Origin of the sequence: Xanthomonas sp. MLO165, from assembly GCF_018831305.1 — a bacterium.
GTDB classification, from domain to species: domain Bacteria; phylum Pseudomonadota; class Gammaproteobacteria; order Xanthomonadales; family Xanthomonadaceae; genus Xanthomonas; species Xanthomonas arboricola.
In genome coordinates this window covers 196,230-214,149 of record NZ_CP029263.1, presented here as the reverse complement: position 1 = coordinate 214,149, position 17,920 = coordinate 196,230, and the positions used below count along the sequence as shown (strand labels likewise).

The window sequence follows — 17,920 nt, the reverse complement described above, 5'->3', positions numbered from 1 at the left end:
GGCTCAGCCGCGCTGGCGGATGCGCAGCCCGCGCGGGGTGACCCAGCGCTCCAGGCCTTCGAACAGCGCCTGCACGATCAGCGCGAGCACCGCCGCAGGAATCGCGCCTTCCAGGATCAGGCCGATATCGTCCAGGCGGATGCCGGTGAGGATCGGTTGGCCGTAGCCGCCTGCGCCGATCAAGGCGCCCAGCGTGGCGGTGCCCACGTTGATCACCGCCGCGGTCTGGATGCCGGCCACGATGGTGCGACGCGCCAGCGGCAGTTCCACCCGCCACAGGCGCGTCCATGCCGGCAGCCCGATCGCCTCGGCGGTCTGGCGCAACTCGCGCGGGATCGAGGTCAGCCCGGCATGCGTGTTGCGCACGATCGGCAGCAGGCTGTAGAGAAACAACGCGGCGATCGCCGGTTTGGCGCCGATGCCGAACAAGGGAATCATGAAGACGAATACTGCCAGCGACGGCAAGGTCTGCAGCACGCCGGTCAATGACAGCACCACCTGCCCGAGCCGCGGCCGCCGGGCCGCCAGCACGCCCAGCGGCAACGCGATCAGCAAGGCAAAGCCCAACGAGATGCCGACCAGGGCCAGATGCTCGCGCGTATGCCGCAGCAGACGCGCCACACGCGAGTCGGCTGCCGATGCCGGCGCAACGCCCAGCCACTGCGCAGCCACCGCCGCCTCGGACTGACGCTCCAGCTTCACCTGTGCGTTGAGCCGCTGCATGGTCGCCTCGTCGATGCGCCCCTGCAGCCCCTGCAATGCCTTGAGCATCGCCGGTGAGCGCTGCGCCAGGTCCTTGCGATACAGGAACACCGCCTGGTAATCGGGAAAGTAATGGCGGTCGTCACGCAGCACCTGCAGCCGGTAATACGGAATTTCCGCATCGGTGCTGTACAGATCGGTGACCTCGATCGCCCCGCTCTGCAGCGCGCGATAGGCCAGATCGTGATCCAGCCCGGTCGCGGTCTGCGGCAACGAATAGGCGGCGCGCACGCCCGGCCAGCCATCGGCGCGCTGCATGAATTCGTTGCTCAGCCCGATCTTGAGCGATGGATGCCGTGCCAGATCCGACATCGATGCGATGCCAAGCGCCTGCGCGCGCTCGACGCGCATGCCGAAGGCATAGGTGTTCTGGAAGCCGAGCGAGTCGGTCATCGCCAGCCCGCGCGCATTCAGTGCGGCGCGCAGTTCGGCCTGGCTGGCTTTAGGCAGCTTCAGCAGTTCCTGCGCCAGCGTGCCGGTGTATTCGGCGTACGCATCGATCTGCCCGGTCTCCAGCGCGCGCCACAGGATGCGCGTGCCACCGAGCTGCGCGCGGTGTTGCACGTCCACTCCGTCGCGCTGCCCGGCGGCGGTGGCGATCTCGCCCAGCAGCACGGCCTCGGTGAAGTTCTTCGAGCCGATCGTCACCTGCGCGGCCTGCGCACCGACGCTTGCGATCAGCAGTGCCACGGCGAGCAGCACGCGCGCGATCATGCGGCGTCGCCGATGCTGCGCTGCGCAGTGAGAAAGCGCTGCACGAACGGATCGGCCGGCTGTTCCAGCAGGCTGCGTGCACTGCCCTGCTGCACCACCTGGCCGGCCCGCATCAGCACCAGGGTGTCGGCCAGGTAGGCGGCTTCGGCAACGTCGTGGGTCACCAGCACCACGGTCTTGCCGAGCTGGGCGAACAGCGCGCGCATCTGCGCCTGCAGGTCGTAACGCACGATCGGGTCGAGTGCGCCCAGTGGCTCGTCCAGCAGCAGGGCCGGTGGATCCAGCATCAGCGCACGGATCAAGCCCACGCGCTGGCGTTGACCGCCAGACAGTTCGGCCGGATAACGCGCCAGCAACTCCGGCGGCAACTGGCAGAGCGCGCACAGGGTCTGCAGGCGTTGGTCGATACGCTGCCGCTTCCAGCCCAGCGTCTGCGCCAGCAACACCACGTTGCTGCGTGCATCCAGATGCGGAAACAGCCCGCCTTCCTGGATCACATAGCCGATGCGCTGGCGCTGCGCCTGCAGGCCGGCGCGTTGCAGCGGCGCACCATCGAAGGCGACCGTGCCGCTGTCCGGCCACTCCAGCCCCACCAGCATCCGCAACACGGTCGACTTGCCTGCGCCGCTGGGGCCGATCAAGGCGGTGGTGACGCCGCTGGCGAACTGCAGGGAGACGGTATCGAGGGCAATGGCCTGGCCGTAGCGCCGGCTGACCTGGTCGAGAGTGAACATGCGCTCGAGCTTGCCGAACGCAGCGTCAGACGCGCGCGAAGGTAGGCATCAGCGCGGCGGCGCCAGCAACTCGCGCGCGCTCAGGTAGCCGTCGCCGTCGGCATCCTGCCGCGCGAAGCGCTCGATCAGCGTGGCACGATGCGCGGCACGGGTGATCGGCTTGCCGCGCCGGCCAGGCAGCTCATCGCCCTGCAGCACGCCGTCATGGTCCAGGTCGCGCTGCTCGAAGGCATAGCTCATCCAGGCCAGATATTCGTCGCGGCTGACCCGGCCATCGCCATCGGTATCCATGCGTTGCAGATACTGCTGGCTGTCCTGCACCTGGGCGTGCGCCTGCGCGAACACAGCCGGCCCGCACACACAACATGCCAGCAGCAGGCCGCGCGCGATCAAGCCATACGATCCACGCACGCGCACAGCAGCACGCGTGCCCCGACGATTACGACCCACTCAGCGCATAACCCTTCAGCCGCGCCGCATAGGCCTGCAAGGCGGCATTGCCGCTGGCTTCGGCTTCGTGACACCACTGCTGCAGGTGCTTGAGCCGTTCGGACGCATCGTGGCTGCGCGCCTCCAGCACCGCAGTCAGGCGTGCGCGGTACTCGACCAGCGTGCGCATGCGCGGGCGCTCGGCCACCCAGTGCTGCAGTTGCGCGCGCGCATCGGGCTTGAGCCACCGCCCGTCATCGACCAGGCCCTTGCGCAGCCGCCGCGGCAACAGCTGCCGCAACTTGGCGCCGGTGGCCGCGGCCTCTTCGCGCAGCGCCGGGGTGAACACATTGCGCTGGTAATCGGTCATCGCCTGGAAGCGATGCGAGAGCAGGGCCTTGAGCGTGTCGGCATCGGGCACGGCGATGTTGGGGCGGATGTCCAGCGACGGCGCCACCCGCAGCACCTTGGCCAGGCCGATCGTCTGCAGCCCGCGAATGGCGACCCAGCCGATATCCAGCTCCCAGCGCCGCATCGAAAACCGCGCCGAGCTCGGGAACGCATGATGGTTGTTGTGCAGTTCTTCGCCACCGATCCACAGCGCCCACGGCGTCAGGTTGGTGGAGGTGTCGGCCGACTCGAAATTGCGATAGCCCCACCAGTGGCCCAGGCCGTTGACCACGCCGGCGGCCCAGAACGGAATCCACGCCATCTGGATCGCCCACAGCGCGATGCCGGGCAAACCGAACAGCACCGCGTTGATCACCAGCAACGCGATCGGGCCGGCATTGGCATGCGGGGTGTACAGATGCCGCTCGATCCAGTCGGTGGGCGCGCCCTTGCCGTACTGCTCGATGTCGGCACGCTGCGCGCGCGCTTCGCGGTACAGTTCCACGCCACGCCAGAACACCTGGCTGATGCCCTTGGTCTGCGGGCTGTGCGGGTCTTCCTCGGTCTCGACCTTGGCGTGATGCTTGCGATGGATCGCCACCCATTCGCGGGTGATCATCGAGGTAGTCAGCCAGGTCCAGAAGCGGAAGAAGTGCGCCACCACCGGATGGAAGTCCACACCGCGATGGGCCTGGCTGCGATGCAGGTACAAGGTCACCGCGAAGATGGTGAGCTGGGTGAACACCAGCAGCACCGCCAGCATGCCCCATACGCCCAGCCCGGCCACGCCGGAAGTCAGAAGGTCGATGATCGGGTCGGACAACATCGGCATTTCCACAGCGGCGCCATCGGGTTGGGTCGATGCAGACATGATGGGGGCGATGGCGGCAAACTTCACCCTCCGGATGCGTAGGGTGCGCCCTACATTTCTAAAGCGGTTCACACGCTCCCCTTCCCCACTGCGCCTGATGTCACCCGTATGACGGTTACTGCCGAGATGTCCACCGATCCTGCTGCTGTTGCCAACGCCATCCCGTTGATCGAGCTCGACCAGGCCAGCGTGATGCGCGGCCAGGTGCGGTGCTGCATGCGCTCAGCCTGCGCATCGCGCTGGGGCAGCACACCGCCATCCTCGGCCCCAACGGCTGCGGCAAATCCTCCTTCATCAAGCTGATCACCCGCGAGCTGTATCCGCTGGTGCGCGCCGACGGCCAGGCCGCGGTGAAAGTGCTCGGGCAGGTGCGCTGGCAGGTGGATCGCTTGCGCTCGCAGCTGGGTATCGTCACTGGCGACCTCAGCGTCAACCTGGCCGACATGCCGGGGCTGGATGTGGAAAGCGCGGTGCTGTCCGGTTTCTTCGCCAGCTATGTGGTGCCACCACATCGGGAGATCAGCGACGACATGCGCGCGCGGGCACGGGAGGCCTTGGCCCTGGCGCGCGCGCTGCCGTTGCTGGACCGGCAATTTGCCGAACTGTCGGCCGGCGAGACCCGCCGCGTGCTGATCGCGCGCGCACTGGTCAACCGCCCTCAGGCGCTGCTGCTGGACGAGCCGTCCACCGGCCTGGACCTGGTGGCGCGACAGCACCTGCTCGACACCATGCGTCACCTGGCCCGGCAAGGCATCACCCTGATCCTGGTGACCCATCACATCGAGGAAATCGTGCCGGAGATCGCGCGGGTGATCCTGCTGCGTGCCGGCACCGTCGTGGCCGACGGTCCGCGCGATGCGCTGCTCACCGACGCCAGCCTGTCGGACGTGTTCGGCGGCCCGGTGCGGGTGCAGCGCGACGGCGAGCGCTATTGGGCGACGGTGGGCGAGTAAGCGCCATCCGCCCTACCGCGCACGCAGCCCGGAGTCTTGCGCAAGCTGCGCGGCGACAGCCGGCAGCCACGCGCTCCTTACAGCCCACAACCGCGCCCAACCGCACCTTCCGGGCATGACCTTGGACACGGGACGCCGTCACCGCGGCTGCGCTTAGACTCGGCGCACGCACAGACAGGAGTCGTCCCGATGGCCCAGTGGTATTTCCATGTTCCCGGACAGGCCGATCGCATTGGCCCGCTCGACGATGCCAGCGCCCGCGCGCATGCCCAGCGCCAGCCCGACGCGCTGGCCTGGCGCGACGGAATCGATGGCTGGACGCCGGCCCGCCAGCTGGCCGAGCTGCAGGGCGGCAGCGGCCTGCCGCCGCCGCTGACCGGCGCGGCCGGGCGCGCCGACGAGATCGACTACCGCATCGTCGGCAACGACATGCAGTTCGTCGAGGTCGAGCTGGACCCGGGCGAAAGCGCCATCGCCGAGGCTGGCGCGCTGATGTACAAAGACGCCGCGGTGCAGATGGACACCGTGTTCGGCGACGGCTCGCATGCCGGCCAGAGCGGCGGCGGCGGGCTGATGGGCAAGCTGCTGTCGGCCGGCAAACGCGTGGTCACCGGCGAGAGCATGTTCACCACCGTGTTCACCCATGCCGGCAGCGGCAAGGCCAGGGTCGCATTCGCCGCGCCCTATCCGGGCACGGTGCTGGCGCTGCGCCTGTCCGAGCATGGCGGGCAACTGATCTGCCAGAAGGACAGCTTCCTGGCCGGCGCGCGCGGCGTGTCGCTGGGGATCGCGTTTCAACGCAAGATCCTCACCGGCCTGTTCGGCGGCGAGGGCTTCATCATGCAGAAGCTCGAAGGCGACGGCTGGGTCTTCGTGCATGCCGGCGGCACCGTGGTGGAACGCGAACTCGCCCCTGGCGAACGCATCGATGTGGACACCGGCTGCGTGGTCGCCTACCACGCCGGTGTGGACATGGACGTGCGCCGCGTCGCTGGGCTGAAGAGCATGTTCTTCGGCGGCGAAGGCGTGTTCCTGGCCACCCTCACCGGCCCCGGCAAGGTGTGGCTGCAATCGCTGCCGTTCTCGCGCATGGCCGGCCGCATGCTGCAGGCCGCCCCGCAGGCCGGTGGACAGCAACGCGGCGAAGGCTCGGTGCTGGGCGGCCTGGGAAGGTTGCTGGATGGCGACAACCGGTTTTGATTTGGTGATGCGGCAGGCGGGTGTGCGGACACCCTTCTCCTGCCGGGAGACGGTGGCGCGCCGCGCCGGATGAGGGGACCGGCGAAGCCTGCTGCGATCCCATGTGGCCTCGCTCCTTACCCTCACCCCCCGCTCCGCGCCCCCTGCCCGTGCAGGTGGCTGCGGTCATCGCCCGAATGAACGGCTCGCCCTTCTTGCCGGGACAAGGTAGTGCAACGCCTGCAAACGATGCCGTTCTGAACAATCTCCACGCACGCCAACCATCAGCGCCACCGTGACGGCACGCGTGTATTCTCCCTCGCCTTTCCCATCGACGTTTTCGCCATGACTGCGCTCCGCCGCCCCCGCTCGCTTGCCCTGTTGTCCATGCTCGGTCTGCTCTCGGCCTGCGGTGGCGAGCCGCGCCCGGCAGCACCGGCGCCGGTGGTGCAGGCACCGTCTGCCGGCGCGGTCAAACCGGTGAAGATCGGCGTGGCGCTCGGTGGCGGCGCGGCCAAGGGCTTTGCGCATATCGGCGTGATCAAGATGCTCGAGGCCAATGGCTTTGCGCCGGTGGTGGTGTCGGGCACCAGCGCCGGCAGCGTGGTCGGGGCGCTGTATGCCAGCGGCATGGATGCGTTCCAGATGCAGGAAAAGGCCGTCGCGCTCGACCAGACCAGCATCCGCGATGTGCGGATCTTCTCCGGCGGCCTGGTGCAGGGCCAGAAGCTGCAGGACTACGTCAACGAACAGCTCGGCGGCAAGCCGATCGACAAGTTGCGCAAGCCGTTCGCGGCGGTCGCCACGCGGCTGGAAGACGGCGAACGCACCGTGTTCGTGCGCGGCAATGCCGGCCAGGCGGTGCGCGCGTCCAGCAGCATTCCCGGCGTGTTCGAGCCGGTGACCATCGGCCAATACCACTATGTGGACGGCGGCGTGGTCAGCCCGGTGCCGGTGGATGCGGCGCGCCAGCTCGGTGCGGAATTCGTGGTGGCAGTGGATATCTCCAGCAAGGCCAGCGGCAAGAATCCCGGCGATCTGCTCGGCACCGTCAACCAATCGATCTCGATCATGGGCCAGCGCCTGGGCGAGGCCGAACTCAAGCGTGCCGATGTGGTGATCCGCCCAAAGGTCAACGACATCGGCTCGGCCGATTTCAACCAACGTGGCGCGGCCATCCTGGAAGGCGAGCGTGCGGCGATGGCGGCGATGCCGCAGATCCGCGCCAAGATCGCGCAGTTGCAGGCGCAGCGCAGCAGTGCCACCCGCACCGCCGCCGAGCAGGCTGCCGCTGCCAAGGCGGAAGCGTATCGGCGCTGCCTGCAAGAGCGCTCGCGCTGGCAGAAACTGCGCGGCAAGGACGAGGCCTGCGTGGCGCCGTGAGGCAAAGGCGGTGCGAGGCGATGTGCAGCTGATGCGCAGCTGATGCGGGTGCCGCGCGAGGTTCCTGCGAGCTGAGCGGGCGTGGGCGCCTGTTTCGAGACGCGCGCGTTTTTTAAAGCCGATGCGTGGGGCGACTGCGTTGTTGATGCCTTGGGTTGATGCACCGAGGGTGTGCCGGACAAGGTCGCGGCCGGGGCGGCGGTTCTTTTCGGGTGCGCTGAGATGTGTCGCGGAGGGGGTCGCGGCCTGGGCCGCTCCTACGACGGCGGGGCATTTTTTTCAGGTGCGCTGAGGCGGGATCGGGTCGCGGCCGGGTCCGCTCCTACCGGGTGCGGGTGTATCGGCTATGTCGGCGCGGCCAGCACCGCTCTTGTAGGAGCGGCCCTGGCCGCGAGGCCTTACCGGTAACGCAACCGCTTCATCGGCAACGCCTCAATAGCGCCAACGCAACGACAGGCTGACAAACCGCGGCTCGCCGTAGTTCTGGTAATCCAGGTTGGCCCAGTAGGTCTTGTCGAAGGCGTTGCGTACCGCCAGCGTGGCGGTCCATTGCTCGCTGATGCGGTAGTTGGCGTTGAAGTGCACCAATGCATACGGGTTCTGCACCACGGTCACCGGCGTGGTGGCGCCGGTGCCGTCGCCGGTGGGGCGCTGGATATTGAAGCCGCGCACCGCGCTCTGCCAGCTGACGCCGCCGCCGATGCTCAGGCGCTCCCAGGCGCCGGGCAGGCGCAGCTGCGTGGACAGCTGCAGGTAATCCTCGGGCAGGTTGGCGTAGATCGCATCGGTGGGCGGGCGCGTCACCTTGACGTGGGTAAAGCCGGCATTGACGGTCCAGCCGGGCAGGAGTTCGCCGTTGAAGTCCATTTCCCAGCCACGGCTCTTGGTGCCGTTGATGCCGATGTAGGCCGAGTTGCCGTCCGGCAGCGAGGATTCCGGCTGGGTCATGTCGCGCACGGCAAAGTTGTCCTGCTTGGCCTCGAACACGGCGGCGGTGGCCATCGCACGGCCGTCGAACAACTGCGCCTTGATGCCGGCTTCCAGGTTGGAACCTTCCACCGGGGCGAGCAGGTTGTTGTCCTTGTCGCGGTAATTCTGCGGGTTGAAGATCTCGGTATAGCTGGCGTAGAGCGACACATCCGGCACGATGTCGTAGACCAGTCCCACATACGGGGTGACTTCGTCGCTCACCTCATACCGGCCGCTGGTGCCGGTGTAGGCGCCGCTGGCATTGAAAGCCTGGGTGCGGGTTTCCCAGGAGCTCAGGCGTGCACCGGCGATCAGCGACAGCGGGTCGGCCAGACGCAACCGGGTGGAGGCATACACGCCGCGCTGCGTGGTGCGCGCTTCGTTGCGACGGCCGTTGCGCGCATAGGTCACTTCGGAAATATCGCCATCCCAGTTGCGGATGTCGGGGATGAAATAGCAACGTTCGCTGCCGCAGGTGGCCCAGTCATCGGGATAGGTCTGGGAGACGCCGTAGGAGGTCGACTGCAGATCCTGCCAGCTGCCGCCGACCACCACATCGTGCTGGCGGCCGAACAACGAGAAACCGCCGGACAGGTACACGTCCACGCCATCGCGCGCGTCGCTGGTTTCGCCGGCTCCAGTGCGCAGAAAGATACCGCTGCCATCGGCGGCCGGATAGCCGGTGCCGTAGACGCGCAGGCTCTGCACATCGCCCTTGGTGTGCGCGTAGTTGACGCGCAGCAGCCAGTCCTCGCCGAAGCGTTGTTCCAGGTTGGCGAAGGCGGTGCTGGTCTCGCGCTGCCAGCGGCTCCACTTGGGCGCCATATTGGTCGAGCGCGGCAGGTTGGCCGGCGAGCCATCGGCGGCGAAGAACGGCACCGTGCCCCAGGTCGAGCCGACGGGGGTGTTGTCCTGGCGCTGATAGCCGACGGTGAGCGTGGTGCTGTCGGTCAGGTCGCCTTCCAGCACCGCCATGCCCGACATCTTGTTGTCGTGGTACCGGTCGTAGTAGTAATCGCGGTCTTGCCAGGCCGCGACCACGCGGCTGCGCCAGCGCCCGTCTTCGGTCAGCGGCGCATTGACGTCGGCCTGCATGCGGCGGAAATCCCAGGTGCCGGCGCTGACTGCGAACGAGGCATCGAAGTCCTTGCCCGGGCGCTTGCGCAGCAGGTTGACCGTGGCCGAGGGAATGCCGGCGCCGGTGAGCAGGCCGTTGGCGCCGCGGATCACCTCGATGCGGTCGTAGAAGACCGTGTCGTATTCCTGGTTGGTCGCACCGCTGTAGGTGGGCAGGCCATCGACCTGGAAGTCGGTGATCTGGAAGCCGCGTGCGAAATACAGCGGGCGCTGGGTGTCGTAGAACGACACGTTGACGCCGGTGACGTTGCGCATCACATCGTCGATGCTGAACAGCGATTGCTCTTCCAGCCGCTGCAGCCCGATCACGCTCACCGACTGCGGCGTTTCCTGCAGGGTCAGCGGCAGGCGTGTGGTGGTGGCCGGCTGCGCGCGGCTCACCGCGCCGTTGACGTTGACCTGGTCCAGCGTCTTGGCATCGCTTGCATCGGCGGCGGCATTGTCGGCACGGGCAGCGCAGGGCGTCAGCGCCAACGCGCATAGCAAGGCAGCGGACAACGTGGCCAGGGGGGCGGAAATCGCGGGCATTGGAGGGTTCTCGTCGATCGGTGCGGGACGCGCGGCGTCACCGGGCAAAAAAACGCAGGCATGCGCGGCGCGTCCCACTCGGGCGACGAGCTGGCTGGCCCTGTCGGGCTGGCGGATCGACGAGAAGACATGCCGGGCGCAGCCGGATGTTACGCAAATGTAAATCGTTATCGTTTGAGAGGCAAGTCACAGTGCACGTGTGCCTGCCTCACAGCCTGCCGGATCAGCCCAGATGCGAGAGCGGCAGGCCTTCCGGTGCTTTCACCGTGCGCAGCACGAAGCTGGAATTGACGTCGGACACGCCGGTCGCATTGAGCAGGCGGTCGAGCAGGAAGCGCGAGAAATGCTCCAGGTCGCGCACCTGCACCTGCAGCAGGTAATCCATGTCGCCGGTGAGCGCCCAGCAGGCCACCACCTCGTCCCAGCCGCGCACGCCGTCGGCAAAATGTTCGATATCGGCCTGGCCGTGCTGCTCCAGCTGCACCCGCACGAAGGCCTGCAGCCCCAGCCCCAGCGCCTTGGCATCCAGGCGCGCGCCGTAGCCGGCGATGATGCCGGCAGCCTCCAACCGCTGGGTGCGGCGCAGGCAGGCCGAGGCCGACAGATTGACCTGCACCGCCAGCTCCGCATTGCTGCTGCGGCCCTGCGTCTGCAGCAGGGCGAGCAGGCGCAGATCGGTGCGGTCCAGGGCGATTGGCTGGTCCATATGTTGCGCAGCAGCAGAGGATGACGCACGAATCTTGCGCCCGGAAGCATCGGACACGCAAGATTCGCAATCCCGTTGCGCGACCATCCGGCTAAGGTGAGCGCTGATCATCGGGAACCGCCGCCGCATGAACATCGCACCGCAACGCGTCGAGAATCAGCTCACCGACAAGGGCTATGTGCCGGTCTACACCACCGCCGTGGTCGAGCAGCCGTGGGATGGCTACAGCGCCGACGACCACGCCACCTGGGGCACCCTGTATCGCCGCCAGCGCGCGCTGCTGATCGACCGTGCCTGCGACGAGTTCCTGCAGGCGCAGGATGCGATGGGCATGGGCGAGACCCACATTCCGCGTTTCGATGCGCTCAATGCGGTGCTGCAGGCGGCCACTGGCTGGACCCTGGTCGGCGTGCAGGGCCTGCTGCCGGAGCTGGATTTCTTCGAGCACCTGGCCAACAAGCGCTTCCCGGTGACATGGTGGATCCGCCGCCCCGATCAGATCGACTACATCGCCGAGCCGGACCTGTTCCATGACCTGTTCGGGCACGTGCCGCTGCTGATGAATCCGCTGTTTGCCGACTTCATGCAGGCCTATGGCCGTGGCGGGGTCAAGGCGCACGGCATCGGCGCGGACGCGCTGCAGAACCTCACCCGCCTGTACTGGTACACGGTGGAATTCGGCCTGATCGCCACGCCGCAGGGGCTGCGCATCTTTGGTGCCGGCATCGTGTCGTCGAAGGGCGAATCGCTGCACTCGCTGGAATCGCCGGCGCCCAACCGGATCGGCTTCGACCTGCAACGCATCATGCGCACGCGCTACCGCATCGACAGCTTCCAGAAGACCTACTTCGTCATCGACAGCTTTGCGCAGTTGATGAGCGCCACCGCGCCGGATTTCACCCCGATCTATGCCGATCTTGCGCAGCAGGCGCAGGTGCCGGCCGGCGAGGTGCTGGACACGGATCGGGTCATCCAGCGCGGCAGCGGCGAAGGCTGGAATACAGACGGCGACGTGTGAGGCCGCACCGACTCGACACCATCGCCGACGCAGACTATGGTCAAACCTCCCCATACCGCCTTCGCTCAATGGACCTGACGCAGCTTCGCATCCGGCGCTTGGAGCTGGACGACACCCGCCTGCTGTTCACCCTGGCCAACGGCATCCGTATTGACGAGCCGATCAAGGCGCAGCGGCTGTTGTTGAAGGCAACGCCGCCGCAGCGTGCGCAATGGCAGCTCACCGACGACGGCTTCGGGGTGAACTGGCCGGCGGTGGCGCCGCCCACGGATGAGGGGCTGCTCAACATGCCCGAGTTGCTGTGGCGCCGCCGCAGCGCACGCGCGCAAACCAAACTGACCGCGCTGCGCGGACGCATGGATGCCCTGTCGCCCGGCGAGCGCGAGCTGGTGGCATTGGCGCGGCTGGATGCGGACATGAGCGAGAGCGGCTATGCACGCTACTTCGACCGCTGGGACGCCGCCACCCGGCGCGATGCATTGCAGGGGCTGGGCGCGATGGGCGCGGCGCAGGCGCGCCAGGCGATCGAAGGCCTGGGCACGGTATTCGAACGCCTGGAAGAAGACCCCAACCTGCTCAGCATCGAAGACATTCTCGACGCGATGAGCGAGACCGATCGCCAGCGCGTGGATGGCTGGGAAGAGGTCTACTACCGCCGCTCCGGCGAACTGGCCCGGCTGGGCCTGACCCACTACGGGGTCGACAAGGCGTAAGCGCGCGTGCAATGACGCGCATGGCTCACAGCCGGCGTTGCGCATCGTCCATACCCGCAACGCGCTCCCGATGCACCGGGCCTGTCTCAGCCTGCCGGCTTGGCGAGATAGGCCAATAGCAGCACCAGTGGCTCATCGCCGGTCTGCTGCAAGGCATGGGTGCTGCCCGGGCGCGTCAGCAGCGCATCGCCGGCAGTGACCTGGTACTGCTTGCCATCCAGCGCGTACAGCCCGCGCCCGCTGACGATGTAATAGATCTCGTCCTTGTCGTGCAGATGCAGGCCGATGCCTGCGCCCTTGTGCAGCACGCGCTTGCGCAGCACGAACGGCAACTGCGGTGCGTCGGCGAAGAACGGATACGCCGTGGTCGGCCCGGCGCCGCCATGCGGGCCGGGTTGCGGGCGTGCGAGATCGCGTTCGTGCACCACCAGTGAGGGATGCGCCTGCGCCGCGCGTTGTGCGGCGGTGTCGGGAGCGGCGCCGCAATCGGCATCGCGGCGCAGCTGTGACATGAGAGCGGGTTGCAGCTGCACCCAGCCATGCACGACCAGGCACGCCACGGCAGTGGCGCCGGCGCGGCTGAAGTGGGTGCCGTCGGCTTTGCCTTGTTCGGGAACGAACAGGAAGTACGCCCTGGCCGCCTGTTCGCCGAGGGCGCGGATCCAGTCGCTGGAACTGGCGTTGAGATCGATCAGGCCCACGTGTTCCTGCGCAGCGAGTTGCTGCATGGCCAGGGTGTAGCGGCCGTGGGTGTCGAGCAGCGCGCCGAAATCGTAGAGCAGACGGGCGGCGGGCGTGATCAGGATCGGCGTGGCGCCCTTGTCGCGCGCGGTGGCGATATAGCGGCGCAGGAACTGCTGATAGTCGCCCTGCGGGTCGGTGTAGCGGGTTGGATCTTCGTGTTTGGCGTCGTTGTGGCCGAACTGGATCAACACCACGTCGCCGGCACGGAGGTCCTTGGCGATGGCGTCCAGGCGCCCTTCGGCGATGAAACTGCGGGTGCTGCGGCCGCCCTTGGCGTGGTTGCGCACCTGCCATTGCGCCGGGTCGAACCACTCCTGCAGCATCTGGCCCCAGCCGGCCTGCGGCGCACGCTCGGCACCGTATTCGGCGGCGGTGGAATCGCCGGCGATGAAGATGCGGTGTGGTTCGGCGCGGGCGCTATTTGCGCAGAGCAGCAGCAATGCGAACAGCAGCAGACGCATGGTGGGCTCCGGGAACAATGCTAAGGACGCGACGCTGTTCCTTCTCCCATCGGGAGAAGGTGCCCGAAGGGCGGATGAGGGTGCGGCGGCACAGGAAACGTTGGACGGCCGTACTGTCGTCTCAAGCCTTTCAAGCCTCCCCTTTCAGGGCAGCTGTCTTCCGCCGCGGCCTCACTCCCCCGCTCCGCGCCCCGGCCCGCGCCGGCAGCGCGGGCTCCAAGGCACGCGCGCCAGTGGCGCGCGAACAGTGCCCTCTCACCCCGCGGGAGGAGGGCTTTAGGCCGTTATGCTGCTGCGGCGGCGGCTTCGGGCTTGCCCAGCACGCCGGCGACGAAGTTGCGGATCTCGGCGTCCTGCGCGTTATCGAAGAAGCACTGCTGGAAACGCTCGCCGCCCACGGCCTGCTTGATCAGCTCCGGGTCGATGGCGCGCAGGCCGTCGAGGTAGGACTTGGCAGTGGCCTGCTTGACCTGGGTCAGGATGCCGGCATTGGCGGCCTGCGATTCGCGACGCTCGGCCGGGTAGCCCATGCCGCGCTCGCCGCTGAAGGCCTTTTCAAAGATGTAGCGCACGTTGATTTCCGCGCCCCAGCCGTAGCCCTTGGCAAATGCCAGCGACAGCGCGTTGCCGTTGTTGACCTGGGCGAACAGGTAGGCGTCGGTCGGCTCGATGCAATAGCCGCAGAACACGCCCGGATGCGCATTGAGCGACATCATCGCGCCCTGGCCGGTGCCGCAGCCGGCGACGACGAAGTCCACGGCCTTGGAGTTCAGCAGCAGGCTGGCGACGATGCCCAGGTGGATGTAGGTCAGGCGGTGGTCGTTGTCGCCGTCCATGCCGACGTTGAAGACGCTGTGGCCCTGCTCGCCGGCCACGTCGTTGAGCTGCTGCAGGATCACCGGGTTCTTGCCGGCCTGACTGAACTCATTCATGAGTGCGATTTTCATGGGGATGCTCCGATTGGTTTGGGGAAGTTGTGTCGACTGTGGAGGTGATTGGTGTGCGCGCCTGGATGCGGTCTTGCTTCGCTTTTCAGGTGCCTTGTCGGTGGGCGATCAGGTGCTGAAGGTCTTGTCGGAGCTGCGGCACGCGTCTGGTCATGTACGTGCCTGCCGGTCCTCATTCGCCCTTCGTGCACCTTCTCCCTGAGGGAGAAGGCACCGCGTGGGTTTGACTCAGCGTGCCAGCCAGCCGCCGTCGACCGGGATGATGGCGCCGTTGACGTAGTCCGAGGCGCTGCTGGCCAGGAACACCGCGGTGCCGCCGAGGTCGGCCGGCACGCCCCAGCGCGCGGCCGGGATGCGGTCCAGGATGGCCTTGTTGCGGTCCTGGTCGGCTCGCAGCTGGGCGGTGTTGTCGGTGGCCATGTAGCCGGGCGCGATGGCATTGGTGGTCACGCCCTTGCTCGCCCATTCGTTGGCCAGCAGGCGGGTGATGCCGGCGATGCCGGACTTGCTGGCGGTGTAGGACGGCACGCGGATGCCACCCTGGAACGACAGCATCGAGGCGATGTTGATGATCTTGCCGCTGCCCTGGGCGATGAAATGGCGGCCGGCGGCCTGCGCCATGAAGAAGGCCGATTTCAGATTGACGTTCATCACGTCGTCCCAATCCTGCTCGCTGAAATCCACCGCGTCGGTGCGGCGGATCAGGCCGGCGTTGTTGACCAGGATGTCCAGGCGACCCAGGCCGTCCAGCGTTTCCTTGAGGATGCGTTCGACCGGTTCGATGCTGATCAGGTTGGCCTGGATGGCGACGAAGCGGCGGCCCAGTCCCTTGACCAGTTCCTCGGTCTCGGTCGGCGCCTGGATGCCGGCGGCGGCGATGTCGGCGCCGGCCTGCGCCAGTGCCAGCGCGATGCCCTGGCCCAAGCCCGTGTTGGCACCGGTGACCAGTGCGACCTTGCCTTCGAGACTGAACGGATTGCTCATTACCTTATCGCTCCTGCTGGGTGTGCCACGTTGGATGAGTGCGTGCGTCCGCGCGATGCGCGGCCGCTGGCATGGGGTGGAGCTGGCGCGTTGATGGCGCTAGCGCATCGACGCGGTGAGTGCGGTGCTGGCCGGCATGCATGGCCTTACTTGAGCTGGCAGATGTCCAGCACATGCATGTCGGTGTAATCCAGGTTTTCGCCGCCCATCGCCCAGATGAAGGCGTAATTGCTGGTGCCGGCGCCCATGTGGATGGACCACGGCGGCGACACCACCGCTTCGTTGTTCTGGATCACGATGTGGCGCTGCGCGTCCGGCTCGCCCATGAAGTGATAGACGCGGTCGTTGGCGCCGAGATCGAAGTAGAAATACACCTCGCTGCGGCGGTCGTGCAGATGCGGCGGCATGGTGTTCCAGACGCTGCCCGGCTTGAGCACGGTCAGGCCCAGCAACAGCTGCGAGGACTGGCAGGTGGTCGGCACGATGTACTGGTAGATGGTGCGCTCGTTGCTGGTTTCCAGCGCGCCGCGCTCCAGCGCCACGGCATCCTTGATCGACAGTTGCTTGGTCTCGAAACGCGCATGCGCCGGTGTCGAGGCCAGATAGAACCTGGCCGGGTTGGCGGCATCGTCAGAAGCGAAGCTGACATCGGTGCTGCCCATCGCCACGTACAGGCCGTCCTTCGGCCCGAGCGTGTAGACGGTGCCGTCCACGGTCACGCTGCCGGTGCCGGCGCCGACATTGAGGATGCCCAGCTCGCGGCGCTCCAGGAACGGATGGCCGGCGGCAGACGCCGGTTCGGTCTGCCTGGGCAATTCCAGCGTGGTGCCGAGCGGTGCTGCGCCACCGAGCACGAAGCGCTCGTAGTGGGTGTATTTGAGCGTGACCGCATCGTCGACGAACAGGCCATCGAGCAGATAGAGCTCGCGCAGGTCGTCGTTGCTGGCGCCCTTGATGGCGTCGGGATGGGTGGCGTAGTGGGTCTTGCAGTACAGGGACATGCGCGATCTCCGGTGCCAAGCGCGGGGGGATTGGCTTGCACCGGGCCATTCTACCGGCTCTGGTTAACCGGTGTCATTGCGCAGTGCACGATAGCCGCATGGCGGTGCGCCGGCCTCGTCCCTTCTCCCTGCGGGAGAAGGTGGCGCGCAGCGCCGGATGAGGGGACGAGGCTGCGCGCGCTCCCTAGCGGGAGGGGCTTGACGCGCTCAATCCTCCGGCGGTTGGCAGGAGTCGCGCACGATCAGGTGCGGGCGCACGCTGGCGGTGGGCAGTTGCGGGGCGTTGTCGGGCTGGATCAGCATCGCCGCGGCGGTGCGGCCGGTGTCGCGGGTGTGGCGGCGCACCGAGGTCAGCGGCGGCCACAGGCGCGAGGCCAGCGAGCTGTCGTCGTAGCCGATCACCGACAGCTGGCGCGGGATGCTGATGCCGGCGCGCAGCGCGACCTTGTAGATACCGGCGGCCATTTCGTCGTTACCGGTGAAGATGGCGGTGGGGCGCTTCTTGCCCAGCAGCAGCTTTTCGGCCGCGGCCACGCCCGATTCGAAGGTATAGCCGGCTTCGACGATTCGCTCGGGTGGCAGTTCGATGCCGCGCCGGGTCAGCGCGTCGGCAAAGCCGGAGGTGCGCTCGATCGAGGAACGGTAGGCGCTGGGGCCGGTGACCAGGGCGATGTCGCGGTGGCCGAGCGAGAGCAGGTAATCGGCGGCCTCGGCGGCGCCGTCGCGGTCGTGGGTGATCACTGTCTGCGAGGTGGTGTCCAGCGCCACCGAGGCGATGCGGGTGTAGCGGCAGCCGATCTCGGCCAGCATGTCGGCCAGCGCCTGGTCTTCGGAGGCGCGTGGCACCAGGATCACGCCGTGCAGCTTCTGCGCCTGCGCGAAGCGGCGCACGCCTTCGATGTAGCCGGGGCTGCGGCTGTCGCAGGGGTGCACCACCAGCTCGAAGCTGGAGCCGCGCAGCGCGTCCAGCGCGCCGTACTGCATGTCCACGATGTACTGCGCGGTGGGGTTGTCGTAGACCATGCCGATCAGGAACGAGCGCCGGAACGCCAGCCCGCGCGCGAGCGGATCGGGCGCGTAACCGACCTCGCGCATCAGCGCCTCGACCTTCTCGCGGGTGTCCTGCCGCACCAGCGGCGAGTTGTTGATGATCCGCGACACGGTCTTCTTGGACACGCCCGACATCCGCGCGATGTCGTTGATCGTGGCTACCTTGCCCTTCGGCAGGCCGGGCATTCCCTCTTCAGGCATCTTGCGGGCGGGCATAGCGGTCAACCAGTGAAGTTGATTGGATTCT

General features: G+C 67.3%; 15 protein-coding genes and 1 pseudogene. 5 read left to right on the top strand and 11 right to left on the bottom strand.

The genetic code is table 11. The annotated features are described in order from the left end of the window. Positions 1-3: 3 nt before the first annotated feature. From DGN21_RS00905 to DGN21_RS00890, 4 genes are read right to left on the bottom strand one after another with little or no spacing between them, the layout of a single operon-like run. Positions 4-1,476 carry a glycine betaine ABC transporter substrate-binding protein gene (locus DGN21_RS00905; protein ID WP_126965339.1) on the bottom strand — a complete coding sequence of 491 codons (1,473 nt, stop codon included), beginning with the start codon at positions 1,474-1,476 and terminating at the stop codon, positions 4-6. Continuing rightward, the gene (locus tag DGN21_RS00900; protein ID WP_126965340.1) at positions 1,473-2,210 is read right to left on the bottom strand and encodes an ATP-binding cassette domain-containing protein; all 738 of its coding nucleotides are present in this window, start codon (positions 2,208-2,210) and stop codon (positions 1,473-1,475) included. Before DGN21_RS00900 ends, DGN21_RS00905 begins: the two co-directional genes overlap by 4 nt. Before the next feature lie 48 nt (positions 2,211-2,258). Next, positions 2,259-2,603 (bottom strand): calcium-dependent protein kinase 21, encoded by a 345-nt coding sequence (locus DGN21_RS00895; RefSeq protein ID WP_126965360.1) that lies wholly within the window; start codon positions 2,601-2,603, stop codon positions 2,259-2,261. Positions 2,604-2,649: 46 nt separating this feature from the next. After that, the gene (locus tag DGN21_RS00890) at positions 2,650-3,855 is read right to left on the bottom strand and encodes a fatty acid desaturase (RefSeq protein WP_126965359.1); all 1,206 of its coding nucleotides are present in this window, start codon (positions 3,853-3,855) and stop codon (positions 2,650-2,652) included. Positions 3,856-4,008: 153 nt separating this feature from the next. Between DGN21_RS00890 and DGN21_RS00885 the strand changes: the two are divergent. The 3 genes and pseudogenes from DGN21_RS00885 (at position 4,009) to DGN21_RS00875 (ending at position 7,415) form a co-directional block, all read left to right on the top strand. Continuing rightward, a pseudogene (locus tag DGN21_RS00885) lies at positions 4,009-4,853 on the top strand (ATP-binding cassette domain-containing protein). A 189-nt stretch (positions 4,854-5,042) separates the two neighbouring features. Further along, on the top strand, positions 5,043-6,053 hold the full coding sequence (locus DGN21_RS00880) for a TIGR00266 family protein (protein ID WP_126965341.1): 1,011 nt from the start codon (positions 5,043-5,045) through the stop codon (positions 6,051-6,053). Between the two features lie 324 nt (positions 6,054-6,377). Then, positions 6,378-7,415 carry a patatin-like phospholipase family protein gene (locus DGN21_RS00875; protein ID WP_016901221.1) on the top strand — a complete coding sequence of 346 codons (1,038 nt, stop codon included), beginning with the start codon at positions 6,378-6,380 and terminating at the stop codon, positions 7,413-7,415. Between the two features lie 432 nt (positions 7,416-7,847). On the opposite strand, the gene DGN21_RS00870 is transcribed toward DGN21_RS00875, so the two are convergent. Beyond that, positions 7,848-10,049 carry a TonB-dependent siderophore receptor gene (locus DGN21_RS00870; protein WP_126965342.1) on the bottom strand — a complete coding sequence of 734 codons (2,202 nt, stop codon included), beginning with the start codon at positions 10,047-10,049 and terminating at the stop codon, positions 7,848-7,850. A gap of 223 nt (positions 10,050-10,272) precedes the next feature. Continuing rightward, the gene (locus tag DGN21_RS00865) at positions 10,273-10,755 is read right to left on the bottom strand and encodes an Lrp/AsnC family transcriptional regulator (protein WP_016901223.1); all 483 of its coding nucleotides are present in this window, start codon (positions 10,753-10,755) and stop codon (positions 10,273-10,275) included. 127 nt (positions 10,756-10,882) lie between these two features. Here DGN21_RS00865 and phhA point away from each other — a divergent pair, with 127 nt between their 5' ends. Next, entirely contained in the window at positions 10,883-11,773 is an 891-nt protein-coding gene (phhA, locus tag DGN21_RS00860; RefSeq protein ID WP_160954994.1) for a phenylalanine 4-monooxygenase, read from the top strand. A 68-nt stretch (positions 11,774-11,841) separates the two neighbouring features. Next, positions 11,842-12,486, top strand: a complete 645-nt coding sequence (locus DGN21_RS00855; protein WP_039510571.1) for a DUF4375 domain-containing protein — start codon at positions 11,842-11,844, stop codon at positions 12,484-12,486. Positions 12,487-12,572: 86 nt separating this feature from the next. Here DGN21_RS00855 and DGN21_RS00850 read toward each other — a convergent pair whose 3' ends face one another. From DGN21_RS00850 to DGN21_RS00830, 5 genes are all read right to left on the bottom strand, one after another. Continuing rightward, the gene (locus tag DGN21_RS00850) at positions 12,573-13,691 is read right to left on the bottom strand and encodes a GDSL-type esterase/lipase family protein (protein WP_160954995.1); all 1,119 of its coding nucleotides are present in this window, start codon (positions 13,689-13,691) and stop codon (positions 12,573-12,575) included. 284 nt (positions 13,692-13,975) lie between these two features. Continuing rightward, on the bottom strand, positions 13,976-14,638 hold the full coding sequence (locus DGN21_RS00845) for an RpiB/LacA/LacB family sugar-phosphate isomerase (RefSeq protein WP_054592012.1): 663 nt from the start codon (positions 14,636-14,638) through the stop codon (positions 13,976-13,978). Positions 14,639-14,866: 228 nt separating this feature from the next. Further along, on the bottom strand, positions 14,867-15,622 hold the full coding sequence (kduD, locus tag DGN21_RS00840) for a 2-dehydro-3-deoxy-D-gluconate 5-dehydrogenase KduD (RefSeq protein ID WP_126965344.1): 756 nt from the start codon (positions 15,620-15,622) through the stop codon (positions 14,867-14,869). Positions 15,623-15,768: 146 nt separating this feature from the next. After that, positions 15,769-16,623 (bottom strand): 5-dehydro-4-deoxy-D-glucuronate isomerase, encoded by an 855-nt coding sequence (gene kduI / locus DGN21_RS00835; protein ID WP_016901229.1) that lies wholly within the window; start codon positions 16,621-16,623, stop codon positions 15,769-15,771. Positions 16,624-16,830: 207 nt separating this feature from the next. Next, positions 16,831-17,889, bottom strand: a complete 1,059-nt coding sequence (locus tag DGN21_RS00830; RefSeq protein WP_024939515.1) for a LacI family DNA-binding transcriptional regulator — start codon at positions 17,887-17,889, stop codon at positions 16,831-16,833. Positions 17,890-17,920: the final 31 nt, after the last annotated feature.